Consider the following 26,337-nt stretch of genomic DNA (forward strand, 5'->3'; position numbering starts at 1 on the left):
ACCCGCGACCGTCTCCGTCAGCGTGCGACGGACCGCCTGCGACCAGCCCTTGAGCTTGGCGCCGCGCTGGACGGCGTCCATCGCCGGCTCGAAGCGGCGCTCCAGGCGCCAGCGGGCGGAAAAGCCGTCCATGTCGGGCCAGACGCCGCAATGGCGCCCGGCCAGCCACGCGGCACCGAGCGCGGTGGTCTCCAGCACGGTCGGCCGGTCCACCGGCGCATCGAGGATGTCGGCGAGGCGCTGCATGGTCCAGTCGCTCGCCACCATCCCGCCGTCGACGCGCAGCACCGTGTCGGACGCGCCGGTCCAGTCGCGCCGCATGGCTTGGAGGAGATCGGCGGTCTGGAAGCAGACGGCCTCCAGCGCCGCGCGCGCGATCTCGTTGGGGCCGGTGTTGCGGGTCAGTCCGTAGATCGCGCCGCGCGCCTCCGCGTCCCACCAGGGCGCACCGAGGCCCGTGAAGGCCGGGACGAGATAGATGTCCTGCCCATCGTCGGCGCGTGTTGCCATCGGCCCGGTGTCGGACGCCTTCTCCACGATCTTGAGACCGTCACGCAGCCATTGCACGGCCGCGCCCGCGATGAAGATCGAGCCTTCCAACGCATACGTCGTCTGCCCGTCCAGCCGGTAGGCGATGGTGGACAGGAGGCGGTTCTTCGAGCGCACGCGCTCAAGCCCCGTGTTGAGGACGGCGAAGCACCCCGTCCCGTAGGTCGATTTCATCATGCCCGGGCGGAAGCAGGCGTTGCCGAGCGTCGCGGCGTGCTGGTCGCCCGCCATGCCGCAGATGCGGATCCCCTCGCCGAACAGCGAGGCGTCGGTCGTGCCGAAATCGGCGGCGCAGTCGCGCACCTCCGGCAGGATCGCGCGCGGGACGTTCAGAAGCCTCAGAAGCTCGTCGTCCCAGTCGTTGCGTGCCGTGTCGAAGAGCATGGTGCGCGAGGCGTTGGTCGCGTCGGTCGCGTGGACGCGCCCGCCCGTCAGACGCCAGAGCAGAAAGGTGTCCACCGTGCCGAAGGCAAGCTTGCCGGCCTCGGCCTTGGCCCTTGCGCCCGATACGTTGTCGAGCATCCAGGCGATCTTGGTGCCCGCGAAATAGGGGTCGATCACGAGGCCCGTCCGCTCGGAGATCGTCTCCTCCGCGCCGTCCTCGACGAGGCGGCGGCAGATATCCGCGGTGCGCCGGTCTTGCCAGACGATGGCGTTGTGGATTGGCTGGCCGGTCTCCCGGTCCCAGATCAGGGTCGTCTCGCGCTGGTTGGTGATTCCGATGCCGGCAATGTCGCGCGGCGAGAGGGACGCGTCGGCGAGCGCCGCCTTCACCGTCTCGACAACCGTGCGCCAGATCGCCTCCGGGTCATGCTCGACCCAGCCGGAGCGCGGCAGGATCTGCTCGAACTCCTGCTGGCCGACGCCCACCACGCGGAAACTGTCGTCGAAGACGATGGCGCGGGAGGACGTGGTGCCCTGGTCGATCGCCAGCACGTATCCGGTCATGAGGCGGTGCCCTTTATCGTTAAATGGATACGGGAGGGCCGATGATCCGGCCCTCCCGCTCATTGAACCGCGGAGAGATCAGTTCGCGGGCTTCATCGTATCGGGCTGGTTCGACTCCTTCACGGCCGTCGTGCCGGCCGCGGCGTCGCCCGGGTCGCCGGCTGCGTTGATGTCGGCCCAGCTCTTCACCAGCTCGTCATAGTTGACGGTGATCGGCTGTTCCTTCTCGTTCTCCTTCTTCATCTGGGGAGCGAGCGTGCCGTTCTTCTGCGCCTCGGCGTTCCAATAGGCTAGATCGTGCTCCTCGTTGAGCTTCGGACCCTTGTCGCCCTGGATGCCGGCGCGCTCCAGGCGGGCCATGACCTTCTCCTGCTCGGCGCAGAGCGAGTCCATGGCTTCCTGGGGCGTCTTGTTGCCGGCCGCCGCGTCGCCGATCGCCTGCCACCAGAGCTGGGCGAGCTTCGGGTAGTCCGGCACGTTGGTGCCGGTCGGCGACCACTGCTTGCGGGCCGGCGAGCGGTAGAACTCGACGAGGCCGCCGAGGTCCTTGGCGCGGTCGGTGAAGCTCTGGTGCCGGATCGTGGACTCACGCACGAAGGTGAGGCCCATGTGGCTCTTCTTGACGTCCACCGTCTTGGAGGTAACGAACTGCGCGTAGAGCCAGGCGGCCTTTGCGCGGTCGGTCGGGGTGGACTGCATCAGGGTCCAGGAGCCGACGTCCTGGTAGCCGAGCTTCATGCCGTCGACCCAGTAGACGCCGTGCGGGGAGGGGGCCATGCGCCACTTCGGGGTGCCGTCCTCGTTGACCACCGGCAGGCCCTTCTTGACGGCGTCGGCCGTGAAGGCCGTGTACCAGAAGATCTGCTGGGCGATCTCGCCCTGCGCCGGCACCGGGCCGCTTTCGGAGAAGTTCATGCCCTGCGCGGTCGGCGGAGCGTACTTCTTGAGCCACTCGAGATACTTCTCGATGGAGTAGACGGCCGCTGGGCCGTTGGTGTCGCCGCCGCGCGCCACGCACGAGCCGACCGGCTGCGACTGGTCGTTGACGCGGATGCCCCATTCGTCGACGGGCAGGCCGTTGGGCAGGCCCTTGTCGCCGTTGCCGGCCATCGAGAGCCAGGCATCGGTGAAGCGCCAGCCGAGCGACGGGTCCTTCTTGCCATAGTCCATATGGCCGTAGACCTTCTTGCCGTCGATCTCGCGGCCGGTGAAGAATTCGGCGATGTCCTCATAGGCCGACCAGTTGACGGGCACGCCGAGGTCGTAGCCGTACTTGGCCTTGAAGTCGGCCTTGTTCTTCTCGTCGTTGAACCAGTCGTAGCGGAACCAGTAGAGGTTGGCGAACTGCTGGTCGGGAAGCTGATAGAGCTTCTTGTCCGGCGCGGTTGTGAAGCTGGTGCCGATGAAGTCGGCGAGATCCAGCGTCGGGGAGGTGACGTCCTTGCCGTCGCCCGCCATCCAGTCGGTGAGGTTACGCACCTGATTGTAGCGCCAATGGGTGCCGATCAGGTCGGAGTCGTTGACATAGGCGTCGTAGATATTCTCGCCCGACTGCATCTGCGTCTGCAGCTTCTCGATCACGTCGCCTTCGCCGATCAGGTCGTGCGTCAGCTTGATGCCGGTGATGTCGGAGAAGGCCTTGGCTAAGGTCTTCGACTCGTAGTCGTGGGTCGTGATGTTTTCCGAGACGACCTTGATCTCCATGCCGGCGAAGGGCTTCGCCGCATCGATGAACCATTGCATCTCGGCTTCCTGATCGGCGCGCGAAAGGCTGGACTGGTCCTTGATCTCGGCATCCAGGAACGCCTTCGCCGCATTCATGTCGGCGAAGGCGGGTCCGCTTGCCAGCGCGATGGCCAGGCCCGCCGCGCTCATCATCCAATGCTTCTTCATGTTGGTCTCCTCCCAAAAGCCCGTTATTCGCGGCCGGTCATCAAGGCCCTCCCGCGCGACCGGCCGCGCGTGGGCGGGGTTCGACACCGCTTCAGACGAAGCGGAACACCAGCCCCGCATAGACGAGGCACACCCCGAGCGCCCACCAGAGGTCGACGTCGGGAAAGAAGAACAGCGAGCCCAGGCAGATGAAGGCCGAGCCGAGCAGCGAGACGAAGAGCCGGTCGCCCCGGGTGGTCTCGAAGCGCAGGACCCCGACGCGCGGGCTTCCGCCGGGCGAGGCGTATTCCCACACCCCCATCATCGCGATGAGCGCGAAGATACATCCGAAGAACGCAGCGGTCGGCCAAGTCCAGGCCATCCATGAGAAATCCATCGATGCCTCCTCAGACGCGGCCCAGGGCAAAGCCCTTGGCGATGTAGTTGCGGACGAACCAGATCACGATCGCGCCGGGAATGATCGTCAGCGCACCGGCCGCCGCCAGCACGCCCCAGTCCATGCCCGATGCCGAAACCGTTCGCGTCATGATGGCCGAGATGGGCTTGGCGTCGGTGACGGTCAGCGTGCGGGCGATCAGGAGCTCGACCCAGGAGAACATGAAGCAGAAGAAGGCGGCGACGCCGATGCCGCTCGCGATGAGCGGCATGAAGATCTTGAAGAAGAAGCGCGGGAACGAGTAGCCGTCGATATAGGCCGTCTCGTCGATCTCCTTCGGCACGCCCGACATGAAGCCTTCGAGAATCCAGACCGCCAGCGGCACGTTGAACAGGCAGTGCGCGAGCGCCACCGCGATATGCGTGTCGATCAGGCCGAAGGCCGAGTAGAGCTGGAAGAAGGGCAGCGCGAAGACGGCGGGCGGGGCCATCCGGTTGGTGAGCAGCCAGAAGAACAGGTGCTTGTCGCCCAGGAACCGGTAGCGCGAGAAGGCGTAGGCCGCCGGCAGTGCCACCGAGACCGAAATCACCATGTTCATCACGACATAGATGATCGAGTTGATGTAGCCGGAATACCAGGACGGGTCGGTGAAGATCGTCCGGTAGTTGTCGAGCGTCGGGTTTGCCGGCCACAGCGTGAAGGTCGACACGATCTCCTGGTTCGTCTTGAAGCTCATGTTGACGAGCCAGTAGATCGGCAGGAGCAGGAACAGGATGTAGAGCGCCGGGATCAGCGCCTTCGGCCGGAACCGGCCGGAGGCCATGCGCGAGCGCGCTTTGAGCGCCTGTTCGGAATGGAGCGCCGGCGGAATGGCGCCGTGCGCTTCGGTCGCGGTGGTGGCACTCATGCCGGATCTCCCGCGCTGGGCCGGTCGGTGCCGGCATTGGTCATCACGGTGTAGAAGACCCAGGACAGAAGCAGGACGATCAGGAAGTAGATCAGGCTCATGGCCGCTGCCGGACCGAGGTCGAACTGCCCGACGGCCGTCTTTACAAGGTCGATCGACAGGAAGGTCGTCGAATTGCCGGGACCGCCGCCCGTCACGACGAAGGGCTCTGTGTAGATCATGAAGCTGTCCATGAAGCGCAGGAGCACGGCGATCAGAAGCACGCGGCCCATCTTCGGCAACTGGATGTAGCGGAACACGGCCCAGCGCGAGGCGCCGTCGATCTTGGCGGCTTGGTAGTATGCGTCGGGGATCGACACGAGGCCGGCATAGCAGAGGAGAACGACGAGGCTCGTCCAGTGCCAGACGTCCATGACGATCAGCGTCGCCCAGGCGTCGAAGGAGTTCTGCACGTAATTGTAGGGGATGCCGAGATGGGCGAGCGTATAGCCGAGAAGGCCGATGTCGGAGCGTCCGAAGACCTGCCAGATCGTGCCGACGACGTTCCAGGGAATAAGCAGCGGCAGCGCCATCAGGACGAGGCAGACCGGGACCCAGATTCCCTTCTTCGGCATGGCGAGCGCGACGAGGATGCCCAGCGGCACCTCGATCGCGAGAATGATGCCCGAAAAGATCAGGTTGCGCACCAGGGCGTCGTGGAAGCGGGAGGAGGAGAGGACGTCGGTGAACCACTCCGTCCCCGCCCAGAAGAACTCGTTGTTCCCGAAGGAGTCCTGCACGGAATAGTTGACCACGGTCATGAGCGGAATGACCGCCGAGAAGGCCACCAGCAGCAGGACCGGCAGGACCATGAACCAGGCCTTGTTGTTCCAGGTTTTCTCCATCGCCTCAGGCCCTTTCCCCGACCAGCCAGCTGTCGGCATAGAGGTTGACCGCGCCTGGCTCGAAGCGCACGGCGGCGTCCGCCGGCACCTCGGCGCCCTCGGGCAGGATCGCGGCGAGCTTCTCGGCGCCGAGGCGCGCGCGCACGATGCGCTCCGAGCCGATGTCCTCGATCTTGTCGATGCGGATGGGCAGCGCGCCTTCGCTGCCCGCCTGCACCAGACGGACGAATTCAGGCCGCACGCCGAGTTCGATCCGGCCGGCCGCGCCCGGGGCCGCGACTCCGGTCTCGACGGACCCGCCGTCCAGAACCGCACGCCCGTTCTCGATGCGGCAGGGCAGAACGTTCATGCCGGGCGAGCCGATGAAGTAGCCGACGAAGGTATGGCGCGGGCGCTCGAAGAGCTCCTTGGGCGTGCCGATCTGCACGACCTGCCCCTCGTACATGACGACGACCTTCTCGGCGAAGGTCAGCGCCTCGGTCTGGTCGTGCGTGACGTAGACCATGGTCGCACGGAACTCGCGGTGAAGCTCCTTCAGGAGCGAGCGCAGGACCCACTTCATCTGCGGGTCGATGACGGTCAGCGGCTCGTCGAAAAGGATTGCGTTGACGTCGTTGCGCACGAGGCCGCGGCCGAGCGAGATCTTCTGCTTTTCGTCGGCGGTGAGGCCGCGCGCCTTGCGGTTCGCCTTCGGCGTCAACGCCAGCCGGTCGAGCATGGTGGCGACGCGCCGCGAGATCTCGGCCTCGGGCACCTTGCGGTTGCGCAAGGGGAAGGCGAGGTTCTCGGCCACCGTCATCGTGTCGTAGATGACCGGAAACTGGAACACCTGCGCGATGTTGCGCGCTTCCGGAGCCAGATCCGTCACGTCCTGGTCGCCAAAGCGCAGGCGGCCTTCCGACGGCGTCAGAAGCCCGGAAATGATGTTGAGAAGCGTGGTCTTGCCGCATCCGGAAGGGCCGAGCAGCGCATAGGCCCCGCCGTCCTCGAACACGTGGTCCACCTCGCGCAGGGCGTAGGTCCCGGCGCGCGCGAGTTCGGGTGTGTAGGCGTGGCGGATATGGTCGAGCTGGATCTTCGCCATCGATTCGCTCCTCAGGCCGCCCGCGCGAGAACGGGAGCGGCGGACCGGCCGTCTGCGCCGAAGACCTGCATGTGGGCGGGCTGGAAATGGAGCGCGATCGGCTCGCCCCGCTCGGCGGGCCGCACGCCGGGCAGGACGGCCACGATGCGCTCGCCGCCGAGATCGGCGTGCAGATAGGTCTGCGATCCCGTCACTTCCGTCACCACCACGCGCGCTTCGAAACCGGTCGCGCCACCCTCGGCGGGGCCGGCGCCCAGATGGTGCGCGCGCAGGCCGACGAGATAGTCGCCGTCGGCTAGTCCTGGGGCCGGCGCGGAGAAGCCGTGCGGCGAGACGAGGCGACCGCCCCGCGCGGTCATCGCGAGGACATTGAGCGGCGGATCGGAGAAGATGCGCGCGGTCTCGAGATCGGCCGGACGGCGGTAGACGTCGGGCGTCGGGCCGAACTGGGTGACGCGCCCTTTCGAAAGCGTCGCCGTGTTGCCGCCGAGCAGCAGCGCTTCGGTCGGCTCCGTCGTGGCATAGACGAAGATCGCCCCGCCTTCGGCGAAGATGCGCGGCAGTTCCTCTCGCAGTTCCTCGCGCAGCTTGTAGTCGAGATTGGCGAGCGGCTCGTCGAGGAGCACGAGGTCGGCCTTCTTCACCAGCGCACGGGCCAGCGCCGTGCGCTGCTGCTGGCCGCCCGAGAGATTCAGCACCGTGCGATCGAGATAGGGCTCGAGCTTCAGGAGCTTCGCCGCCCCCGCCACCGCCTCGCGGATTTCGGCCTCCGATCGGCCCTTCACGCGAAGCGGCGAGGCGATGTTCTCGTACACCGTCATCGCGGGATAGTTGATGAACTGCTGGTACACCATGGCGACGTTGCGCCGGGCCACGGGAACGCCCGTCACCTCGCGACCGTCCATGAAGATCCGACCGCTCGTCGGCCGGTCGAGCCCCGCCATCAGCCGCATCAGGCTGGTCTTGCCCGACAGGGTCGGCCCCAGAAGGACGTTCAAAGACCCGCGCTGCAGCGTCAGGCTCACGTCCTCGATATGGGTCTCGGCGCCGACGCGCTTGCCGACCTGTTCCAACAGCAGCACTCGTGTCCTCCCGTGCAGCTCAGTGTCTTTCCCTGCCGCCCGCGCCCTCCCGAGCGCGGATGGCCCTATTCCGCCGCCAGGTCCGATCGTCGCGTTTGCGGACCGAGGCAGCCGAGAAACTCTTCCAGAGCCGCCGTCTCGCCGGTCCCGAAGCGGAGCCCCAGCTTGGAGCGGCGCCACAGAACATCCTCGGCCGTACGCGCCCATTCGTTGCGCACCAGCCAGGCCACCTCGCGTTCGGTCAGACCGTGGCCGAGGTCGCGGCCCCAGTCGCCGCCCGCCTCCGTCGCCATCGCGATCGCGTCCGTGCCATAGGCGCGCACCAGCCGGGCGCGCGTCTCGGCCGAGAGGCTCGGAGCGGCCGCCGCGAGCTTCCCCTCCAGCGCGGCCAAACCGTCCACCGGGAAATCACCGCCGGGCAGGGGAGCGGCGCCCGTCCAGGCGCGACCCTTGGCGCCCAGCGCCTTCTCGATCGCCTCCACGACATCCTCGGACAGGCGCCGGTAGGTCGTGATCTTGCCGCCGAAGATGTTGAGCACCGGCGCGCCGGCGGATTTGTCCACCTTCAGGACGTAGTCGCGCGTCGCCTCCTGCGCCTTGGAGGCATGGTCGTCGAAGAGCGGGCGCACGCCCGAGAAGCTCCAGACGATGTCCTCGCGCCGCAGGGGCTTCTCGAAATACTCGCTCGCCGCCTGAAGCAGGTACGTCGTCTCCTCCTCCGTGATGGCGACGTCCGACGGATCGCCGGAGTAGTCGCGGTCGGTCGTGCCGACCAGGGTGAAGTCGCCGTGGTAGGGGATGGCGAAGATGATCCGCCCGTCGGCGTTCTGGAAGATATAGGCCCGGTCGTGATCGAAGAGCTTTCGCATCACGATGTGCGAGCCCTGGACGAGGCGGATGTTGTGGGCGTCCGGCCGGTCGAAGGCCGACTGGATCACGCGGTCGATCCAGGGGCCGGCGGCGTTGACGAGGAAGCGCGCGAAGACGGTCTCGACCGCGCCGGTCTCGCCGTCCTCCAGCGTCACCGCCCAGCCCTCGCCCTCGCGGCGGGCGGCCGTGACGCGGGTGCGGACGCGGATCGAGGCGCCGCGCCCGGCCGCGTCGCGCGCGTTCAGCACCACGAGGCGCGTGTCGTCCACCCGCGCGTCGGAATATTCGAACCCCTTGGCGAACTCGGGCTTCAGCGGCGCGCCGAGCGGGCCGGAGAGATCGACCGTGCGCGTCGCCGCGAGCTTCTTCCGGCCGCCGATGTGATCGTAGAGGAAAAGCCCGAGGCGCAGGAGCCACGACGGACGCAGGCCCGAATGGTGCGGCAGCACGAAGCGCAGCGGCTGGATGATGTGCGGTGCGATGCCCCAGAGGACCTCACGCTCCATCAGAGACTCGCGCACCAGCCGGAATTCGTAGTGCTCGAGATAGCGCAGGCCGCCATGGATCAGCTTGGTGGACCAGGACGACGTCCCGCTGCCCAGATCCTTCGCTTCGGCGAGCCCGACCGAGTAGCCGCGACCAGCCGCATCGCGGGCGATGCCGCAGCCGTTGATCCCGCCGCCGATGATGAAAACGTCAAACCGCTGCATGGCCTCACCGGTTTCGCATTGCAGCAGAAAGTGGCGCAATGCGAAAGTGAGAGGATTAGAAACGAAAATAAACGAAAGTCAAGCGACGTCGGATTTCGCCGGGGGGGCGGCCGTCTCGACCACGCGGACGCCGGCCTGTCGGCAGATGTCGCGCACTTCCTCCGAATCGCAGCGGTCGGTGACGAAGCTTTGCACCTGCGAGATGTGGCCGATGCGAACGGGCGCGGTGCGGTCGAACTTGGAGGCGTCGGAGACCAGGATGACATGGCGCGCATTGGCCATGATAGCCTGGGCCACCCGGACCTCACGATAGTCGAAGTCGAGGAGGGCACCATCCGAATCGATGGCGGACACGCCGATGATGGCGAAATCCACCTTGAACTGCCGGATGAAGTCGACGGCCGCCTCGCCGACGATCCCACCGTCGCTGCGCCGGATCACGCCGCCGACCACGATCACCTCGATCTGAGGACTGGCCCGCATCACGTTGGCGACGTTGAGATTGTTGGTGATGACAAGGAGGCCCGCGTGATGCAGGAGGGCCTGCGCCGCGGCCTCCGTCGTGGTGCCGATATTGATGAAGAGCGAGGAGCGGTCGGGCACGAGGTCGGCCGCCGCGCGCCCGATCTCGAGCTTTTCCGCCGCGGCGATGGCCCGCCGCGCGTCGTAGCCGACGTTCTCCGCGCCCGACCCCAGCACCGCTCCGCCGTGGATCCGCGACAGGAGCCGCTGCTCGCACAGCTCGTTCAGGTCCTTTCGGATGGTCTGGACGCTGACCTCGAAGCGCGCCGCCAGCGCGTCCACCAGCACCTTGCCCTCACGCTTGGCGGCCTCGACGATTCGTGCCTGACGCTCGGACAACATTAAGAACCTCGATCGGCGGGCGGCGAAAAGCGAAAGCGCGGTGTGACGAACCGAAACATACTGTCAGTTGCGTGCGAAAGGAAACGGGGTCAGTCTCAGACACGGAAAACCATCGGCGGAAAAACGACCGCCGCCCCTTTGACGGGGCGAGCGGACGCTCTATAGAGCGGCCCCCGTCGTATGGCTGACCAAATGTTGGGATCCATGGGCGGGAGGGACTGATGGAGATCGTGAAGGAGAATCGAATGGTGAAGGCAGCGAATTTCGCCCTGACGCGCGACGACATGGTGCGCATGGAAGGCGAAGATGCCGCTCGCAGCAACCGCTCGCGTCGTGACAACCCCTATCGCCCGGGCAGCGCGGACTGGCGTGCCTGGTGCAACGGGTTCGAAGCCATTCGCTGAGGCGCCTAGCTTTCCGCATCCGGATATCGGCAGGGCCGGCCTTCGCCGACCCGACCGACCGTCACAGGCACATCGAAAGCACGAGGATCGGCGCGTAGTTGACCAGTGTCACCGCGACCGCAACCACCGCCGCGGCGAGCGCCGTGCGCGCGAAGAAGCGGGCGATTTCGTCGTCCCCTTTTGCTCTTTTCGCCCGCCGTGAGGTCCAAGCGACGAGCAGGCCGAGAAGGACGAGATGCGCGAGCCAGGCGCCGACCAGCACCGCCCGCTGGAGCGAGACCGGTCCGAAGCCGCGATCCTCCCAGCCGAAGGCGCATCCGATCGAGAGCAGCGCGTAGAGCGCGACGAAGGCGGAACTCCAGATCACCAGTCCGGCGACGAGGATCAGGAGGTTGGCGGCCGAACGCTCCCGGATCATGGCGCCATCCTTTCCACCGAAGCCAGCCAAGGCATGACGGCGACGAGGGCGAGGCCGACCGCCGCCGTCACGGCGGTATAGCCATGCCAGAGACCGCCGATCGACAGGTCGGCGCTGCGCCGCTGCGAAACGATCCCGGCCCGGATGCGCCAAAGGCCGAACAAAGCGAAGACCGTTCCCAAGGCGCCGTGAACCGCGCTGTAGACCAGCAGCGCCGCGGTCAGCGCGAGATGCGCATGGGCAGTCGGCGTCGGCACCTGGAACGTGAGCCAGACCAGGAGCGCCGTGCCGGTCGCCGCTCCCAGCGCTGCCAAAAGCGTGCCGAGAAGGGCTGATCCGTGCTCCTTCAGACCCGCCAGCGCGAGCCCGCTGCCGAGAGCGGCGAAGATCAAGGCCAGCGCCGCGGCGGACAGCACGCCGAGCGGCAGATCCGCGACCACCGGAGGAGGCCAGCCCGGTGCGACGAGCCAGAGGAACAGGACGCCGAACAGGAGCGATGCGAACATCGTTCCGTTGGCCAGGAGCACGCAGCTCATGCCCCACCACGAAAGCGGGCGCGGCGTCTCCGGATGAACCGGGAGGTGGAGCCCCTGGCCGGCGTCGATCTCGCCGCGGTCCACCGTCGCGCCCGTCGCCCGCGTCCAGAGAAGGAACATGACGAGCGTCAGGGCGACAGCCACCGGCGAGAAGGCATAGACCTTGAACAGGAGCGACAGGACGAAGGAGCCCGTGGCCAGCGCGGTGAGGATGGGCAGATAGGTCGGCTGCGGCAGGAGCTGGATCGCCTGCGGCTTTCCCGTCGCCATCTCCACCACCAGCGTTTCCTGCCAGTCGTTGCGGGGGGTCGCAAGATAGCCCTGGCCGGCGGCGAGCTTCCGGCCGAGGTCGGGATCGGAGAACAGGGGATCGCGGCCGTCCACCTTCGGTAGCGAGGCGAAGCCGTAGGAGGGCGGCGGTGTCGCGGTCGCCCATTCCAGCCCGCCGGACTTCCAGGGGTTGCGCTCGGCGACGCGCCCGTAGCGGAACTGGAAGATGAAGTCGAAGGCGACCAGTGCGAAGCCCATGGTCGTGATGAAGCCGCCGATGGAGGAGACGAGGTTCAGCCAGTCCCAGCCGTAGCCGCTCTCGTAGGTGTAGTAGCGGCGCGGCATGCCGAGCAGACCGGTCAGGTGCATGACCAGGAAGGTGAGGTTGAAGCCGATGAAGATCAGCCAGAACGCGACGTGCCCGACGCCGTAGAGGGGCTTCCGCCCGCTGAAATGCGGCAGGTAGTAGTAGGCCGCCGCGAGCATGGGAAAGACGAAGCCGCCGACCAGCACGTAGTGCATGTGGGCGACCACGAAATGGGTGTCGTGCGCCTGCCAGTCGAAGGGCACGATGGCGAGCATCACGCCGGTCAGGCCGCCGCAGACGAACACCACGAAGAAGCCGATCAGGTGCAGCATCGGCAAGGTCATCCTCGGACGGCCCGCCATCATCGTGCCGATCCACAGGAAGATCTGCACGCCCGTCGGCACCGCGACGAGGACGCTGGCCGCTGAAAAGAAGGCCTGGGCGAGATGCGGGATGCCCACCGTGAACATGTGATGGACCCAGAGGCCGAAGCTGAGGAAGCCCATCGCCATCACGGAGACGACGATCCAAGAATAGCCGAGCAGCCGGTGACCGACGAGGACCGGCAGGATGGTCGAGATCATGCCCGCCGCCGGCAGGAAGATGATGTAGACCTCCGGATGGCCGAAGAGCCAGAAGAGGTGCTGCCAGAGAAGCGAGTCGCCGCCGCGCGTCGGATCGAAGAAGGGCAGATCGAAGGCGCGTTCCAGCTCGAGGAGGATGGAGCCGAGGATCAGCGGCGGGAAGCCGACCAGCATCATGCCGGCGGTGACCAGGATGTACCAGGCGAAGATCGGCATGCGCGCGAGCGACATGCCGGGCGCGCGCATCTTCAGGATCGAGACGGTGAGCTCCACGGCCGCCGCGACGGCCGAAATCTCGACGAAGGTGATGCCGAGCAGCCAGACGTCGGCGTTGATGCCCGGCGAATACCGGCCGGACGAGAGCGGCGTGTACATGAACCAGCCGCTGTCGGGCGCGACGCCGACCAGCATGGCGACGATCAGGATCGAGCCGCCGAAGACGTAGCACCAGAACCCGTAGGCCGTCATGCGGGGATAGGCGAGGTCGCGCGCGCCCAGCATCTTCGGCAGGAAGTAGATGGCCAGTCCCTCGAACATCGGGATGGCGAACAGGAACATCATCACCGTGCCGTGCATGGTGAAGATCTGGTTGTAGAGATCGGGTCCCACGAAGGCGCTATGCGGCGATGCAAGCTGCGCGCGGATCAGCATCGACAGGATCCCGCCGATCGCGAAGAACACGAAGGCGACCAGGATGAAGCGCCGACCGATCACCGTGTGGTTCACGGCCGACAATTGTCCGAGCCCGCGCGGCGTACGCCAGATGCGTTCCAGCTCGTGATGCAGACGGATAGGGTTGGCGGCGCTCATTGGCCCCCCAGCTCGAGAGTGGCGAGGGCCGCTTCGAGATCGGCCGGCTCGTGGGCGACGACCCTGAACTGCATGTCGAGATGGCCCACCCCGCAGAACTCGGCGCAGACGCCGCCATAGGTGCCGGGCCGGTCAGCCTGCAGCCGGATCGTGTTCACATGGCCGGGAATGGCGTCGATCTTGCCGCCGAGGCGGGGCACCCAGAAGGCGTGGATCACGTCCGAGCCGACCACTCTGATATCGACCGGGCGTCCGGCCGGCAGATGCAGCACATTGGCGCTTTCGCGGCCGTCCTCGTAGCGGAAGCGCCAGTCCCACTGCCGGGGGTGGGCTTCCACTGTGAACAGGCCCGGCGTGTCGGGATGGGCGAGGAGGCGCTCGCCGGTCAGGAGCGCGAAGACGAGAAGGGCGCTCAGCACCACGCCGGGAAAAGCGAGGCCGCCCCAGACCAGCCAGCGCTTCGGCGGCACGTCGCGGCCGATGCCCGGCTTCAGGAAGGCGAGGCCGACCAGCGCGAGGACGAACACGAAGATCGCGGTCGCCCCGACCAGCATCACCCACCAGAGGAGGGCCGTGGACGCGGCGGCCGGGCCGGCGGGCTCGAGCGTCGAGAGCGGTCCCGAACAGGCCGAGAGGAGTGGCAGAGAGGCTGCGGCGCTCCACATCCCCCTGCGGCGAAGGCCCCGCACGGATGCCAGGACAGGACCCCCCCGATGAGCAAGTCGATCCACAGCAAGAGCCCGGTTCTTCGACGCGTCGCCGAGAAGGACGTGAGTTCCGCCATCGCGGTGGCGGGGCATCCTATTCATGCGATGGCCGTGCACTTTCCCATCGCCCTCGTCATCGCGACGCTCGCCTGCGACCTGTTCTACTGGTGGTCGGGCGACGACTTCTGGCTGCGCGCCGGGCTGTGGTCGGCCGGCGGGGCGCTCGGCTTCGGCGTCGCGGCGGCGCTGGTCGGCACCATGGAGCTGATCTTCGTGCCGGGCATCCGCGCGCGTGCGGCCAGCTGGACCCACGCGATCGCCGCGATGATGCTGATCTCCATCATCGCGGCCAACTGGGGGCTGCGCCTTGTGGATCCGCAGTCGGTTCTGCCGGTCGGCCTGTTCCTGTCGGTGCTCGGCAGCGTCTTCACGGGGCTGGCGGGATGGCACGGCGGCAAGCTGATCCTGCATCATGGCGTCGGCATCATGGTGTCAGACGACGAATGACGTCGTCGCCGACCCGGCCGAGCCCGCCGGGTTCGAAGGCGAAATCGGGAAGCCAGTCGAGGTCGAGGTCGGGCTTGGCGAGCACGACCCACAGAATCCCGGAAAGAAGGGCGGAGATCACAACCGTCGCCAGCAGGACGCGCCAGAGGCGGAAATGGCCCTCCTCCTTGAAGACCGCGAGCACGAGGAGACCGAGCCGCACGTGGACGGCGACCAGCACGCCGACCAGCAGCAGCTTCACCGCGAACCAGGGCGTGAACACCTCGCGCAGCAGGATCAGCGCCGTGCCGGAGCCGACGGCCACGAAGGCGGCCGGCGAGATCACGACGATATAGGCGAAGCGGGTGAAGGAATGGAGCCTGTCGAGGTCGCGCCCGTGCCCGAGCGCCTCGCGCTGGGTCATCAGGACGGGTAGGACGAGAAGGCCGGCCGACCAGACCACGAGCGCCGCGATGTGAAGGCTCTTTGTCCAGACGAGGATCAAGCGGCGGACCCTTCTCGTGCATCCTCGCCGCCGACCAACCGGATCACGCCGGACAGGGCGGCGAGGAGATAGGGAACGAGGGCGGGCACCCACATCACGAGCCCCGCGACTTGTTGGTCTTCCAGAGCCGTCAGGCCGAAGGGCGTGGTGGCGAGAAAGTGCTGCGCATAGAGGGGGGCAGGCGCGAAGGTGATGAGGGCGCCGAGGAGCCCCATCTGCACGATCACCGTGAGATGGGCGAAGAGTACGGACGCCATCGGCGAGCAGGGGGCGAGCACGCCGCGCCAGAAGGCGAAGGCCGCCGCCATGAGCGTGCCTTCCATGATCCAGTAGGCGAGATCGCTGGAGAGCGCGAAGGCGTAGGGCTGGGGGGCATGCCAGACCCAGAGCGTCAGGATATGGGCGAGCGTGGCTACACCGAGCCAGCCGGCACCGACCGGCGCGCGTGCGGGAAGGGCGATCGCCAGCATGGGGGCCGCCACGGCGACGAGAAGCATGTGATGCACCACGCGCGCCGAGAAGAGCGCCGACGACAGGGCGCAAAGCGGCGACAGGAAGGCGAGCGCCAGGACGAGAAAGCCCGAGATCAGCCAAGCGCGACGCCGGGCGACGTCGATGCCGCTTCGATGGATCGCGACAAGCGAGGCCGCGAACCCGAGGCCCATGACGGCGATCAGCGCCGGATCGAGATTCCAGGCCGTCAGGAGGTCCGCCGGCACCGGCGGGCTGCCGCAATAGGGATCGTCCGCTCGCTCCAGCATGGCCGGGGGAACCACCTCGTCTCGTCTCCGGGAACCGGCCGCGAAGGCCGGGGAGAAGGGAAGACTAAGGCGGGGCGCCGGTTCGCCAATGGCGGCGGACCCGTCAGGACGGACTTGACGCGTTCGTGACCGTCATCGGGGCGGCATGTGTAGCCGGGAAGCAACGTCCCCCGGAACGATCAGGTTCCGCAGAAGGTCCGATAGGGCGCCGCGGGGCCGGGATCGGCCCAGCGAACCGCTTCGGACTGGTCCTCGTAGGGTCGCGCGAGGACGGAGAGGAACGCTTCGAAGGGGCCGAAGTCGTCCCTGCCGACGGCTGCGGCGATCACCTCTTCCACGCGCTGGTTGCGCGGAATGAATGCGGGGTTCACTCGTCGCATGCCCTCGGCCCGCTCGCCGGGGCTCGCGCCGTCCCGCGACAGCCGCGCTTTCCAGTCCCGAGCCCAGGCGTCGAAGGCCGCCGGGTCGCGGAAGCCGCTGGAGACGGTGGCCGCGTCGCCGCCGTCCAGGATCGCGGACAGGCCGCGGAAGGTCGCGGTGAAGTCCGCGCCACCGGCCTGCATGCGCTTCAGGAGGTCCTCGGCGAGCGGCCTGTCGTCGCCCGTGCCCTCGGGCAGACCGATCCTGGCGAGGAGTCCCCGCGCATAGGCCGCGTTGAACGCGTCGGCATAGAGCGACAGCGCGCCCGTCGCCTGTTCCATGGCTTCGGCCTCGGTCTCGGACAGAAGCGGGAGCAGGCACTCGGCGAGCCGCGCAAGGTTCCATTGTCCGATCGCCGGTTGGTTGCCGTAGGCGTAGCGGCCGCCGCGGTCGATGGAGCTGAAGACGGTGGCGGGATCGTAGGCGTCGAGAAAGGCGCAGGGGCCGTAGTCGATCGTCTCGCCCGACACGGTCATGTTGTCGGTGTTCATCACCCCATGGACGAAGCCGACCAGCATCCAGCGCGCGATCAGCTCGGCCTGCCGCTTCGCCACGCCTTCCAGCAAGCGGCGGTAGCGGTCGGGCGCACCGACGGCGTCCGGCTGGTGACGCGCGATGGCGTAGTCGGCGAGGGCGCGCAAGTTCTCGGTCTCGCCGCGCGCCGCGAAATACTGGAACGTGCCGACGCGAATGTGACTGGCGGCGACACGGGTGAGTACCGCGCCGGGCAGTTCGGTCTCGCGGTAGACGCTCTCTCCGGTCGTCACGATGGCGAGCGAACGCGTCGTCGGAAGGCCCAATGCGTGCATCGCCTCACTGACGAGATATTCGCGCAGCACCGGCCCGAGCGCCGCCAGCCCGTCGCCCTGACGCGAATAGGGTGTGATGCCGGAGCCCTTGAGCTGGAGGTCGCGGCGCCGGCCGCTGCCGTCCACGACCTCGCCGATCAGGAGCGCGCGCCCGTCGCCGAGACGCGGGACGAACTGGCCGAACTGGTGCCCCGCATAGACGAGGGCGATGGGCTCCGATCCGGGCGCCGCCGCCGCACCGGACAGAACCGCCGCTCCCTCGGCCGTTTCCAGCGCCCCGGCGTCGATGCCGAGTTCGGCGGCGAGCGCGTGATTCACTTTCACGACCCGCGGCGCGGCCACCGGCTTCGGCGCCACGCGCGCGTGAAACCCCGGCGGAAGGCGGGCGTAGCTGTTGTCGAACGGAATGGCGATGCCCATCGCGGGCCTCCGGGTCGGGTGTTGCCCCTCGCAGATGGGACGGACCACGATGGGTTTCCACCCGCCGGTGCGGTCATGGGCAAGCTTCCGCTGGCATCTGGTATCATGAGCATCTATGACGCTTCTTGCGCGGCGTTGCGCGCGGACGGGCGTCCACGGGAGGGGATGCGGCATGCTGATCGGGATCGACTGGGGCGGGACCAAGATCGAGGGCGTCGCGCTTTCGCCGGACGGACAGGAGCTCGCGCGCCTGCGCGAGGATACGCCGCGCCACGACTACGACGGCTGCATCGCGCTGATCCGCACCATCATCGACCGGCTGGAGACCGAGACGGGCCAGCGCGGTTCCGTCGGCATCGGCATTCCCGGCTCGCTGGAGCCGAAGACGCGTATCGGCAAGGGCGCGAGTTCCACCTGGCTGCTCGGCCGGCCGGTGGAGGCCGACCTCCGCGAGCGGCTCGGCCGTGACCTGCGCGTCGAGAACGACGCCGACTGTCTCGCCGCGTCCGAAGCCGTGGACGGGGCGGGGGCGGGCCACAACGTCGTCTTCGCCGTGATCCTCGGCTCCGGCGCGGGTGCCGGCATCGCGGTCGGCGGACGGGCGCATCATGGGCCGAACAACTCGGCCGGCGAATGGGGCCACAACCCGTTACCCATGCCGCACGCCTCCGAACTGCCCGGCCGCCCCTGCTATTGCGGCAAGCACGGGTGCCTGGAAACCTGGGTTTCTGGCCGCGCCTTCGAAGCGGAATACGCCCTTCACACCGGCACGGAGCTGAAGGCGCGCGCCGTGATGGACAAGGTGCGCGCCGGCGACCGGCTGGCGGGCCTCGTCTGGGACCGCTATCTCGACCGGACGGCGCGCGGGCTCTCGGTCGTCGTCAACACGCTCGACCCGGACGTCTTCGTGATGGGCGGCGGCATGTCCAACATTCCCGAGCTCTACGACGAGCTGCCGGGGCGCATTGCCAGATATACGTTCTCGACCGTCTTCCATACGCCGATCGTGCCCTCGCGCCACGGCGATTCCAGCGGCGTGCGCGGCGCTGCCTGGCTCTGGAAGGACAGCTGACGCCGCGCACCATTCGTCCCCTGCCCGAACTCGAAAGCTTCCGATGACCTTGAACGAACTCGACCGCCGCTCCGACTTCGCCCTCGAGCTGATCCGCGAGGCGGGCGTGCTGGCGCTCGACTACTTCCGCCGCGTCGAAACGCTGACCATCTCCTCCAAGGGGCTGCAGGATGTCGTCAGCGATGCGGATGTCGCGGTGGAGAAGCTGATCCGCGCGCGCCTCGCCGAAGCCTTTCCGGAGGACGCCTTCTTCGGGGAGGAAAGCGGTCGCAGCGAGTTCTCGGCGGGGCAGGGCATCTGGGTGGTCGATCCGATCGATGGCACGCAGCCCTTCGTCTGCGGCATGTCGAGCTGGTGCATTTCGATCGCCTTCGTGGAAGGCGGCGTGAACCGCTTCGGGCTCGTCCTGGCTCCGGCGCGCGACGAGCTATTCGCGGGCGGCGCCGGTCGGGGCGCGACGCTCAACGGAAAGCCGATCCGGGTGCGCAGCGCGTCCAGCGTGAAGGAAGGACTGATCGCGACGGGCTACTCGACCCGCCGCCCGCCGTCCGACCTCCTGCCGGTGTTCGCGCGGCTTCTGGAGAACGGCGGCATGTTCTATCGGGACGGCTCGGGCGCGCTCTCGCTCGCCTATGTCGCGGCGGGCCGGCTGATCGGCTATCTCGAATCGCACATCAACTCGTACGACTGCCTCGGCGCCATGGCGGTGATCGAGGGCGCGGGGGGACAGGTCAGCGCCTTCCTGGACGGCGACGGCCTGTTTTCCGGCAACGCCCTGGTCGCCGCCTCGCCGGAGCTGTTTCCGGCGCTCAGCGATCTCGCGCGCTACGCTTAGGCATTCAACGATAAAGCGGGCACGGCGCCACCAGCGCCGCGCCCGAGAGCGTCAGGCGGCGTTGGAGACCTTGAGGCTGCCGTTCTTGTAGCGCTTGGCCATGTCGGCGAGGTCGATCGGCTTGATGTTGCCGGCGTGGCCGGCGGTCCCGAACTCCTCGAAGCGCTGCGCCGCGAGCTTGGTGATCGCGGCCATGCCGGGACCGAGATACTTGCGCGGGTCGAACTCTTCCGGGTTCTCGGCGAAGACCTTGCGGATCGCACCGGTCAGCGCCAAGCGGCAATCGGTGTCGATGTTGATCTTGCGCACGCCGTGGCGGATGCCGCGCTGGATCTCCTCGACCGGCACGCCCCAGGTCGGCTTGATCTGGCCTCCGTACTTGTTGACGATCTCCTGGAGATCCTCCGGCACGGAGGAGGAGCCGTGCATCACGAGATGCGTGTTCGGCAGCTTGGCGTGGATCGCCTCGATGACGTTCATCGCCAGAACGTCGCCGTCCGGCTTGCGCGAGAACTTGTAGGCGCCGTGTGAGGTGCCCATGGCGACGGCCAGCGCGTCGACATGGGTGTCCTCGACGAAGCGCGCGGCCTCGTCCGGGTCGGTGAGGAGCTGGTCGTGGCCGAGCGTGCCCTCGAAGCCGTGGCCGTCCTCCTGCTCGCCGCCGCCGGTCTCCAGGCTCCCGAGAACGCCGATCTCGCCTTCGACGGAGGCGCCGCACCAATGCGCCATGTCGGAGACGCGCCGCGTGATCGCGGCGTTGTAGGCGTAGTCGGCCAGCGACTTGCCGTCTTCCTTCAGCGAGCCGTCCATCATCACGGACGTGAAGCCGTGCTGGATGGCGGTGATGCAGGTGGCTTCGTTGTTGCCGTGGTCGAGATGCATGCAGATCGGAATGTCCGGATGCATTTCGGCAAGGCCTTCGATCAGCCGGGCGAGGATCAGGTCGTTGGCATAGGCGCGCGCGCCCCGGCTCGCCTGGAGGATCACCGGAGAATCCGTCTTGGCGGCGGCCGCCAGGATGGCGAGGCCCTGCTCCATGTTGTTGATGTTGAAGGCGGGCACGCCGTAGCTGTGCTCGGCGGCGTGGTCGAGAAGCTGGCGAAGCGTGATCAGGGCCAAAGATGTGCTCCAGGCGGGGTCAGGACAGGGACGAGACGACGTCGGATACGATGGAGAGGTAGCCCTCCGCATTCCAGGCGGAACGGCCGATGAACAGGCCGTCGATATGGTCTTGGCTGGCGAGTTCGACGCAATTGCCGGGGTTCACGCTGCCGCCGTAGAGGACGGGCAGGGCGAAGCCGAGCTTCTCGCGCGTCAGCTCCTTGATGCGCGCATGCTGCCCGTCTGCGAAACCGGGTTCGGCAGGCGTGCCACCTTCGCCGATGGACCAAACCGGTTCGTAGGCAATGACGACCTTGGCCGGCTTGCTCCAGTCGACCTTCGAGATCAGCGCCTCCGTCTGGCGGCGAAGGGCCTCGGCCGTGCGGCCGGCATCGTACTCTTCGCGCGTGTCGCCGATGCAGACGAGAGCGACAAGCCCGTGACGCACGGCCGCTTCGGTCTTGAGCGCCACCGTCTCGTCGGTCTCACCGAAGTGCTCGCGACGTTCGGAATGACCGATCTCGACGAGGCGTCCGCCGCAGTCCTTGATCTGTACGGGCGAAATCTCTCCGGTCCAGGCGCCCGCATCCTTCCAGTGGACGTTCTGGGCGCCGACGATCACGTCGGTCTTCCCTAGCGCGTCGGCCACGCGATGGAGCACGGTGAAGGGCGGGATGACGAAGAGCTGCGCCCGGTCGTCCTGTGCGAAGGGAGAGCGCGCGACGCTCGCGCAGAAGGTATCCGCCTCCGCGATCGTCTTGTTCATCTTCCAGCTGGTGCCGATCCAGGGGCGCTTTGTCATCGAGGCTGCCTTGCGCGGTTTGTCCGATGCGGATGCGAACGGGGCCGACCGATAGGTTCGGCCGGCCCCATAAGGATTTCGGAAGGATCAGGCGCCGACCTTGGCGCGGGCCTTTTCGGCCACCTTCTCGGGCGTCAGCCCGAAATGCTTGTAGAGGTCGCCGCCCGGCGCCGAGGCGCCGAAGCCGGGCAGGCCGACGACATCCTCCTCCTCGTCCACGAAGCGCGTCCACCCGAAGGGCGAGGCGGCCTCGATGGCGATGCGCGGGGCCGAGCCGAGAACCTCGTCGCGGTAGGACTTGGGCTGCTTGGCGAACAGCTCCCAGCAGGGCAGGGACACCACCGCCGCCTTGACGCCGGCGTCGTTCAGAAGCTTCTGCGCCGCCACCGCGATCTCGACCTCGGAGCCCGTGGCGAGGATCGTGACCTGCCGGGCACCGCCCTCGGCCTCGGCCAGAACGTAGCCGCCCTTGGCCGAAAGGTTCTCGCCCTGCGTGCCGGTGCGCACCGGCTTGAGGTTCTGGCGCGACAGGACCAGCGTCGTCGGCGACTTCGTGTTGGTGAGCGCGGCTTCCCAGCACTCGGCCGTCTCGACGCCGTCGGCCGGCCGCATGACGAGCATGTTGGGCATGGCGCGCAGCGAGGCGAGGTGCTCGATTGGCTGGTGCGTCGGGCCGTCCTCGCCCTGGCCGATCGAATCGTGCGTCATGACGTAGACGACCGGCTGGTGCATCAGTGCCGACAGGCGCATGGCGGGGCGGGCGTAGTCGGAGAAGCACAGGAAGGTGCCGCCGAAGGGCGTGAAGCCGCCGTGGAGCGACAGGCCGTTCATGACGGCCGCCATGCCGTGCTCTCGCACGCCGTAGTAGATATAGTTGCCGGTGGCGTCGGCGGCCGTCACCGGCTTCATGGCGCCGGCCTTGGTGAGGTTCGAGCCGGTGAGGTCGGCCGAGCCGCCGATCAGCTTGGCCGACTTGGCCGACAGGGCCTCGATCACTGTCTGGCTGGCCTTGCGGGTCGCGACGGACGCCGCGTCCGACGCGAACTTCGCTTTGACGTCGGCGAGGATCGCGGCGGCATCGCCGTCGAAGCCGTCGGCCATGATGGTCTTCCAGGCTTTGGCATGGGAAGAGGCGGCGAGACGCTTCTCCCAGGCGTCGGCTTCCGCCGCACCGCGACGGCCCACGGCCTTCCAGAAGTCGGTGACGACGTCGGGCAGCACGAAGGGCTCGTGCGCCCACTCGAAATACTCGCGGGCGTAGGAGATGCCCTCGGCGCCGATGGGCGAGCCGTGGACGCCGGACGTGCCGGCCTTCTTGCCCGCGCCATAGCCGATCGTGGTGCGGCAGGCGATCAGCGTCGGCTTGTCGGAGCGGCGCGCGGCCTCGATCGCGGCGGCAACCGCTTGCGGGTCGTGTCCGTCCACGGCGGCCGTCGCCCAGCCCGACGCCTCGACACGGCTTGCGAGATCGTCCGACGTCGTGATGTCGGTGGCGCCGTCGATGGTGATGCGGTTGTCGTCCCACAGGACGATCAGCTTGTTCAGCTTCAGGTGGCCAGCGAGCGAGATCGCCTCCTGGCTGACGCCCTCCATGAAGCAGCCGTCGCCGGCGATCGTGTAGGTGTAGTGCGAGACGAGTTCCTCGCCGAAGCGCTCGCGCAGGATCTTCTCACCGAGCGCCATGCCGACGGCGGTGGCGAGGCCCTGGCCGAGCGGGCCGGTCGTCGTCTCGATGCCGGCGCCTTCGCCGAATTCCGGATGGCCGGCCGCCTTGGAGCCGAGCTGGCGGAAGCGCTTCAGCTCGTCGATCGTGAAGTCCTCGTAGCCCGTCAGGTGCAGCAGGCTGTAGAGCAGCATCGAGCCGTGGCCGGCCGAAAGCACGAAGCGGTCGCGGTCGGGCCAGTTCGGACGCTTGGCGTCGAACTTCATGAACTGGCTGAACAGGACGGTGGCGGCGTCCGACATTCCGAGCGGCATGCCCGGATGACCCGAATTGGCCTTCTCCACCGCGTCCATCGACAGGAAGCGGATGCCGCTCGCCATGGCGCGGATCTGTTTGGGGTCCAGGCTGGGGGCTTGTGTCGTATCCACGGTGTCCTCGTCTCCCTCGATCGCGGCGTCGTCGCCTTTGGGTGCCTGTGGGCGGGGCGTGCGGCACTCGACGCCCCTTTAGTCCTCCGCGCCACCACAAACACGAGCAGGCGCTTGAATCAATCTCCATGGCATGAAAAACGTTCATATGAACAAATGGCCGACATATGAACACATGGACCGGCCGTAGCCGGACGCATCCGCAGGAACGGTGAGACGATGACCGAAACCGTAGCGCCCGCCGATGTCGAGACGATGATGCAGGTGGCCCGTCGCTACTACGAGGGGCAGGCGACCCAGGCCGAAATCGCGGACGAACTCGGCCTATCCCGCATGAAGGTGAACCGGCTGCTGCGACAGGCGCGCGAAGCCGGCATCGTGGACGTGCGAATCCGGATCCATCGCGCGATCGAAGCCGACCTCGAACGGCGGCTTCAAGAGCGATTCGGCGTGAGGACGGCGCTGATCGCGGTCGACCGGCGCGATCCCGACGCGCAGCGGGCCGAGGTGGCCTTGCTAGTCGCGGACTATCTGGAACGGGTGCTCTTCGAGGGTGCGGTGGTGGCCGTCGGCATGGGGCGCAACATCGCTGCCGTAGCGGAAACGCGCGGGCGACCGGTCCTGGAGGCAGCGACCTTCATTTCGGCAACCGGCGGCGCGCATCAGGCCGGCGAGCCGGCCAACGCGGACCACATCTGCCGAAAGCTTGCACGGCGGTTCGGCGGCGTTCCCGAAACCCTCTATGCCCCGGCCTACGTGCCGGACGCCGCGCTGCGCGCCGGGCTGATGGCGAACCCGACCGTCAAGCAGACGCTGGATCTCGGCCGGAGCGCCGCCTTCGCGCTGGTCGGCGTCGGCGATCTCGGCGAGGAGAGCCACATGGCGCGGATGGGCTGGTTCCGCCGAGAGGAGCTGCTGGCCGCGCGCGCGGCCGGCGTCGTCGGCGACCTCATGGGCTACGACTTCTACGACATCGAGGGACGCGAGCGAAACGAGATTCTCGGCGGACGGGTCGTGGGGCTGCGCCTGGCCGATATCCGCGCTATCCCGACGGCCATCGCCGTTGCCGCCGAGCCGACCAAGGCCATGCCGATCCTGGCCGCTCTGCGCACGGGTGCGATCGACGTGATCGCGACCTCGCTAGCAAATGCCCATGGTATCCTCGCCTTGGATCAAGCGTCCCGAGGGAGCTGATCTGCCTTGATCGTATGAACGCTGGGGCGTTATTATGATCAGAAAGGCGTTGTCGAACGCCGCTCAACGGCCGGCACTCCGGCTCCAATCAGCACAGGTGAGACTCATGAAGATCATTCTCGGCGGCGACGGTGCGGGCCAGCCCCTCGTTCAGGCCATCAAGGACCACCTCGCCGGGCGCGCCGGCCTTGAGGTCGTCGATGCGAGCCAAGCGCCGGACGGCGCGTCGGAGAAGTATGCGACCACCTCGGAGCGCATCGCGCGCCAGGTCGTGGACGGCCAGTACGACCGCGCCATCCTGTGCTGCGGTACCGGCATCGGCGTCAACATTTCGGCCAACAAGGTGCCGGGCATCCGCGCGGCCCTGACCCACGACACCTATTCCGCCGAACGTGCGGCCAAGAGCAACAACGCCCAGATCATCACCATGGGCGCCCGCGTCATCGGCTCCGAACTCGCCAAGGCGATCGTCGACAAGTACCTGGAATCGGAGTTCGATCCGGCCGGCGCGTCCGCCGCCAACGTCGACGCGATCGACGCGCTGGATCGCAAGTACAACGCCGGCTGAGTTGCTCTTTGGCAAACGGCCAATGAAAAGCCCGCCGCATCGGAGGATGCGGCGGGCTTTTCTGTATGGGAAGCGGTCGGCTTCTTAGTTGAAGCGGTAGGACAGCTTGGCCGTGATCGTGTGGAAGTCGAAGTCGCCGTTGGAGCGGAAATCGGTGAACTGGCCGGGGATGACCGCCGTGCCCGAACCGTCGAACGGACCGCCGTTGAGGCGCGTGAACGAGCCGCCATCGCCGAGGTTGGTGTAGAGGTATTCGGCGCCGAACGAGATGTTCTGCGTGACCTTAACTTCCATGCCGCCGCCGACGGAGTAGCCCCACTCGTCCTCGTCCGAGCTGAGAACGGCCGGGAAGGCGGCCGTCACGGCCGGGCTGTTGGTCGCGAAGCCGTAGTCGACCTCGCCGTAGGCGACACCGCCCGTGGCGTAGAGGAGGGCGCTGTCGGTCACGAGGTAACCGGCGCGCAGGCGGCCGGTCGCCAGGAAGTCGAGGCTGCGCTCGGCCGTGTAGAAGGCCGGGGTGTTGGAGAAGGCGCTGGAGCGCTGCGCGATGTCGAGCGCGTTGATGTCGATCAGCGCGCCGACCACGAAGCGGTCGATCTGGTAGTCGTAGCCGACATGCGCGCCGCCGATGAAGCTCGACTCGAACTCGGTCGAGAAGCTGTTGCCGAAGGCATTGGTCAGGAAGGTCGCGCCGGCGCCCGTGAAGTTCGGGACGATGGAGAGGTTGTCGCCGTTGCTCGGGTTGAAAGCACCGCCGCCCTGGATGCCGAGGTAGAGGCCGGTCCAGTTGGACACCGGGGCCATCACGGCCATCGGCGCCGCGGGCTCCTCGTACACGACGTCGGCGGCGAGCGCCGGCGACACGAGCGCGGCGGAGGCGAGAAGAATGGCAAGGCGCTTCATGGTTCGGCTCTCCAGCGGTCCGCCGTCCGTCGTTGCGGGGCGGCCTGTTTTTGGGGCGATCGCCGAGGCGTGGCCCCGACTGTCCTGCGCATAAGATAATGGAGCGCGATCGACAGCAATGGCACTGAGGCGGCATGGTCACCCTCTGTTGCCGATGCGTCACGCAC

At 67.5% G+C, this 26,337-nt stretch carries 25 protein-coding genes; 6 read left to right on the forward strand and 19 right to left on the reverse strand.

Annotated elements, in window-relative coordinates; translation table 11 throughout:
* The 9 genes from glpK to O5O54_RS19180 all read right to left on the reverse strand — a co-directional run.
* On the reverse strand, positions 1-1,497 hold a 1,497-nt coding region (gene glpK / locus O5O54_RS19140), incomplete at its 3' end, for a glycerol kinase GlpK (protein ID WP_279483452.1).
* Between the two features lie 78 nt (positions 1,498-1,575).
* Entirely contained in the window at positions 1,576-3,375 is a 1,800-nt protein-coding gene (locus O5O54_RS19145) for a carbohydrate ABC transporter substrate-binding protein (protein ID WP_407061735.1), read from the reverse strand.
* A gap of 106 nt (positions 3,376-3,481) precedes the next feature.
* The gene (locus O5O54_RS19150) at positions 3,482-3,766 is read right to left on the reverse strand and encodes a DUF2160 domain-containing protein (RefSeq protein WP_279483454.1); all 285 of its coding nucleotides are present in this window, start codon (positions 3,764-3,766) and stop codon (positions 3,482-3,484) included.
* 10 nt (positions 3,767-3,776) lie between these two features.
* Complete coding sequence (locus O5O54_RS19155) at positions 3,777-4,589, reverse strand: carbohydrate ABC transporter permease (RefSeq protein ID WP_279483508.1); 813 nt, start codon at positions 4,587-4,589, stop codon at positions 3,777-3,779.
* 80 nt (positions 4,590-4,669) lie between these two features.
* A complete protein-coding gene (locus O5O54_RS19160) occupies positions 4,670-5,557 on the reverse strand; it encodes a sugar ABC transporter permease (RefSeq protein ID WP_279483455.1) in 888 nt (295 codons plus the stop codon).
* Positions 5,558-5,561: 4 nt separating this feature from the next.
* A complete protein-coding gene (locus tag O5O54_RS19165; protein ID WP_279483456.1) occupies positions 5,562-6,641 on the reverse strand; it encodes an ABC transporter ATP-binding protein in 1,080 nt (359 codons plus the stop codon).
* Between the two features lie 11 nt (positions 6,642-6,652).
* Entirely contained in the window at positions 6,653-7,723 is a 1,071-nt protein-coding gene (locus O5O54_RS19170; protein WP_279483457.1) for an ABC transporter ATP-binding protein, read from the reverse strand.
* A gap of 65 nt (positions 7,724-7,788) precedes the next feature.
* Positions 7,789-9,303 (reverse strand): glycerol-3-phosphate dehydrogenase, encoded by a 1,515-nt coding sequence (gene glpD, locus O5O54_RS19175; protein WP_279483458.1) that lies wholly within the window; start codon positions 9,301-9,303, stop codon positions 7,789-7,791.
* Between the two features lie 78 nt (positions 9,304-9,381).
* Positions 9,382-10,167: a DeoR/GlpR family DNA-binding transcription regulator gene (locus tag O5O54_RS19180; protein WP_279483459.1), complete on the reverse strand. Its 786-nt coding sequence runs from the start codon at positions 10,165-10,167 to the stop codon at positions 9,382-9,384.
* Positions 10,168-10,388: 221 nt separating this feature from the next.
* On the opposite strand from O5O54_RS19180, the gene O5O54_RS19185 reads away from it, so the two are divergent.
* On the forward strand, positions 10,389-10,571 hold the full coding sequence (locus O5O54_RS19185) for a hypothetical protein (protein ID WP_279483460.1): 183 nt from the start codon (positions 10,389-10,391) through the stop codon (positions 10,569-10,571).
* A gap of 61 nt (positions 10,572-10,632) precedes the next feature.
* Here the strand turns inward: O5O54_RS19185 and O5O54_RS19190 are convergent, their stop codons facing one another.
* The 3 genes from O5O54_RS19190 to coxB are packed head-to-tail and all read right to left on the reverse strand — an operon-like array spanning position 10,633 to position 14,161.
* Complete coding sequence (locus O5O54_RS19190; RefSeq protein WP_279483461.1) at positions 10,633-10,989, reverse strand: hypothetical protein; 357 nt, start codon at positions 10,987-10,989, stop codon at positions 10,633-10,635.
* A complete protein-coding gene (ctaD, locus tag O5O54_RS19195) occupies positions 10,986-13,496 on the reverse strand; it encodes a cytochrome c oxidase subunit I (RefSeq protein ID WP_279483462.1) in 2,511 nt (836 codons plus the stop codon). Before ctaD ends, O5O54_RS19190 begins: the two co-directional genes overlap by 4 nt.
* On the reverse strand, positions 13,493-14,161 hold the full coding sequence (gene coxB / locus O5O54_RS19200) for a cytochrome c oxidase subunit II (RefSeq protein WP_279483463.1): 669 nt from the start codon (positions 14,159-14,161) through the stop codon (positions 13,493-13,495). The genes ctaD and coxB overlap by 4 nt, the downstream gene beginning before the upstream one ends.
* A 48-nt stretch (positions 14,162-14,209) precedes the next feature.
* Here coxB and O5O54_RS19205 point away from each other — a divergent pair, with 48 nt between their 5' ends.
* On the forward strand, positions 14,210-14,710 hold the full coding sequence (locus O5O54_RS19205) for a DUF2231 domain-containing protein (protein ID WP_279483464.1): 501 nt from the start codon (positions 14,210-14,212) through the stop codon (positions 14,708-14,710).
* On the opposite strand, the gene O5O54_RS19210 is transcribed toward O5O54_RS19205, so the two are convergent.
* The 3 genes from O5O54_RS19210 to O5O54_RS19220 all read right to left on the reverse strand — a co-directional run bounded on the left by O5O54_RS19210 (position 14,688) and on the right by O5O54_RS19220 (position 17,604).
* Positions 14,688-15,194: a CopD family protein gene (locus tag O5O54_RS19210; RefSeq protein ID WP_279483465.1), complete on the reverse strand. Its 507-nt coding sequence runs from the start codon at positions 15,192-15,194 to the stop codon at positions 14,688-14,690. The two genes, O5O54_RS19205 and O5O54_RS19210, sit on opposite strands and share 23 nt — an antisense overlap.
* A complete protein-coding gene (locus O5O54_RS19215; RefSeq protein ID WP_279483466.1) occupies positions 15,191-15,955 on the reverse strand; it encodes a cytochrome c oxidase assembly protein in 765 nt (254 codons plus the stop codon). The genes O5O54_RS19210 and O5O54_RS19215 overlap by 4 nt, the downstream gene beginning before the upstream one ends.
* A gap of 179 nt (positions 15,956-16,134) precedes the next feature.
* Positions 16,135-17,604 carry a protein adenylyltransferase SelO family protein gene (locus O5O54_RS19220; RefSeq protein ID WP_279483467.1) on the reverse strand — a complete coding sequence of 490 codons (1,470 nt, stop codon included), beginning with the start codon at positions 17,602-17,604 and terminating at the stop codon, positions 16,135-16,137.
* 172 nt (positions 17,605-17,776) lie between these two features.
* Between O5O54_RS19220 and O5O54_RS19225 the strand changes: the two genes are divergently transcribed.
* The gene (locus O5O54_RS19225) at positions 17,777-18,676 is read left to right on the forward strand and encodes an ROK family protein (RefSeq protein WP_279483468.1); all 900 of its coding nucleotides are present in this window, start codon (positions 17,777-17,779) and stop codon (positions 18,674-18,676) included.
* 43 nt (positions 18,677-18,719) lie between these two features.
* Positions 18,720-19,511 (forward strand): inositol monophosphatase, encoded by a 792-nt coding sequence (locus O5O54_RS19230; protein WP_279483469.1) that lies wholly within the window; start codon positions 18,720-18,722, stop codon positions 19,509-19,511.
* A 51-nt stretch (positions 19,512-19,562) separates the two neighbouring features.
* Here the strand turns inward: O5O54_RS19230 and fba are convergent, their stop codons facing one another.
* The 3 genes from fba to tkt all read right to left on the reverse strand — a co-directional run bounded on the left by fba (position 19,563) and on the right by tkt (position 23,505).
* The gene (fba, locus tag O5O54_RS19235) at positions 19,563-20,630 is read right to left on the reverse strand and encodes a class II fructose-bisphosphate aldolase (RefSeq protein ID WP_279483470.1); all 1,068 of its coding nucleotides are present in this window, start codon (positions 20,628-20,630) and stop codon (positions 19,563-19,565) included.
* A gap of 19 nt (positions 20,631-20,649) precedes the next feature.
* Entirely contained in the window at positions 20,650-21,414 is a 765-nt protein-coding gene (locus O5O54_RS19240) for a triose-phosphate isomerase (RefSeq protein WP_279483471.1), read from the reverse strand.
* An 87-nt stretch (positions 21,415-21,501) separates the two neighbouring features.
* Positions 21,502-23,505 carry a transketolase gene (gene tkt / locus O5O54_RS19245; protein WP_407061732.1) on the reverse strand — a complete coding sequence of 668 codons (2,004 nt, stop codon included), beginning with the start codon at positions 23,503-23,505 and terminating at the stop codon, positions 21,502-21,504.
* Positions 23,506-23,724: 219 nt separating this feature from the next.
* Here tkt and O5O54_RS19250 point away from each other — a divergent pair, with 219 nt between their 5' ends.
* Together O5O54_RS19250 and O5O54_RS19255 are read left to right on the forward strand one after the other, a co-directional pair.
* Positions 23,725-24,699 (forward strand): sugar-binding transcriptional regulator, encoded by a 975-nt coding sequence (locus O5O54_RS19250; RefSeq protein WP_279483472.1) that lies wholly within the window; start codon positions 23,725-23,727, stop codon positions 24,697-24,699.
* A gap of 106 nt (positions 24,700-24,805) precedes the next feature.
* A complete protein-coding gene (locus O5O54_RS19255; RefSeq protein WP_279483473.1) occupies positions 24,806-25,267 on the forward strand; it encodes an RpiB/LacA/LacB family sugar-phosphate isomerase in 462 nt (153 codons plus the stop codon).
* A gap of 84 nt (positions 25,268-25,351) precedes the next feature.
* Here the strand turns inward: O5O54_RS19255 and O5O54_RS19260 are convergent, their stop codons facing one another.
* Positions 25,352-26,170 carry an outer membrane protein gene (locus tag O5O54_RS19260; RefSeq protein ID WP_279483474.1) on the reverse strand — a complete coding sequence of 273 codons (819 nt, stop codon included), beginning with the start codon at positions 26,168-26,170 and terminating at the stop codon, positions 25,352-25,354.
* Positions 26,171-26,337 lie beyond the last annotated feature (167 nt).

This window comes from Aureimonas sp. SK2 (assembly GCF_029813115.1).
GTDB lineage: Bacteria > Pseudomonadota > Alphaproteobacteria > Rhizobiales > Rhizobiaceae > Aureimonas.

Bases quoted from the DNA above. Each gene is read 5' to 3' on its own strand.
- glpD (WP_279483458.1), bottom strand. From the start codon at position 9,303: ATGCAGCGGTTTGACGTTTTCATCATCGGCGGCGGGATCAACGGCTGC.
- O5O54_RS19155 (WP_279483508.1), bottom strand. From the start codon at position 4,589: ATGGCCTCCGGCCGGTTCCGGCCGAAGGCGCTGATCCCGGCGCTCTAC.
- O5O54_RS19220 (WP_279483467.1), bottom strand. From the start codon at position 17,604: ATGGGCATCGCCATTCCGTTCGACAACAGCTACGCCCGCCTTCCGCCG.
- ctaD (WP_279483462.1), bottom strand. From the start codon at position 13,496: ATGAGCGCCGCCAACCCTATCCGTCTGCATCACGAGCTGGAACGCATC.
- O5O54_RS19180 (WP_279483459.1), bottom strand. From the start codon at position 10,167: ATGTTGTCCGAGCGTCAGGCACGAATCGTCGAGGCCGCCAAGCGTGAG.
- coxB (WP_279483463.1), bottom strand. From the start codon at position 14,161: ATGTGGAGCGCCGCAGCCTCTCTGCCACTCCTCTCGGCCTGTTCGGGA.
- O5O54_RS19145 (WP_407061735.1), bottom strand. From the start codon at position 3,375: ATGATGAGCGCGGCGGGCCTGGCCATCGCGCTGGCAAGCGGACCCGCC.
- O5O54_RS19230 (WP_279483469.1), top strand. From the start codon at position 18,720: ATGACCTTGAACGAACTCGACCGCCGCTCCGACTTCGCCCTCGAGCTG.
- O5O54_RS19150 (WP_279483454.1), bottom strand. From the start codon at position 3,766: ATGGATTTCTCATGGATGGCCTGGACTTGGCCGACCGCTGCGTTCTTC.
- O5O54_RS19160 (WP_279483455.1), bottom strand. From the start codon at position 5,557: ATGGAGAAAACCTGGAACAACAAGGCCTGGTTCATGGTCCTGCCGGTC.
- O5O54_RS19215 (WP_279483466.1), bottom strand. From the start codon at position 15,955: ATGCTGGAGCGAGCGGACGATCCCTATTGCGGCAGCCCGCCGGTGCCG.
- O5O54_RS19225 (WP_279483468.1), top strand. From the start codon at position 17,777: ATGCTGATCGGGATCGACTGGGGCGGGACCAAGATCGAGGGCGTCGCG.
- O5O54_RS19260 (WP_279483474.1), bottom strand. From the start codon at position 26,170: ATGAAGCGCCTTGCCATTCTTCTCGCCTCCGCCGCGCTCGTGTCGCCG.
- O5O54_RS19185 (WP_279483460.1), top strand. From the start codon at position 10,389: ATGGAGATCGTGAAGGAGAATCGAATGGTGAAGGCAGCGAATTTCGCC.
- O5O54_RS19205 (WP_279483464.1), top strand. From the start codon at position 14,210: ATGAGCAAGTCGATCCACAGCAAGAGCCCGGTTCTTCGACGCGTCGCC.
- O5O54_RS19165 (WP_279483456.1), bottom strand. From the start codon at position 6,641: ATGGCGAAGATCCAGCTCGACCATATCCGCCACGCCTACACACCCGAA.
- O5O54_RS19240 (WP_279483471.1), bottom strand. From the start codon at position 21,414: ATGACAAAGCGCCCCTGGATCGGCACCAGCTGGAAGATGAACAAGACG.
- O5O54_RS19255 (WP_279483473.1), top strand. From the start codon at position 24,806: ATGAAGATCATTCTCGGCGGCGACGGTGCGGGCCAGCCCCTCGTTCAG.
- O5O54_RS19250 (WP_279483472.1), top strand. From the start codon at position 23,725: ATGACCGAAACCGTAGCGCCCGCCGATGTCGAGACGATGATGCAGGTG.
- O5O54_RS19190 (WP_279483461.1), bottom strand. From the start codon at position 10,989: ATGATCCGGGAGCGTTCGGCCGCCAACCTCCTGATCCTCGTCGCCGGA.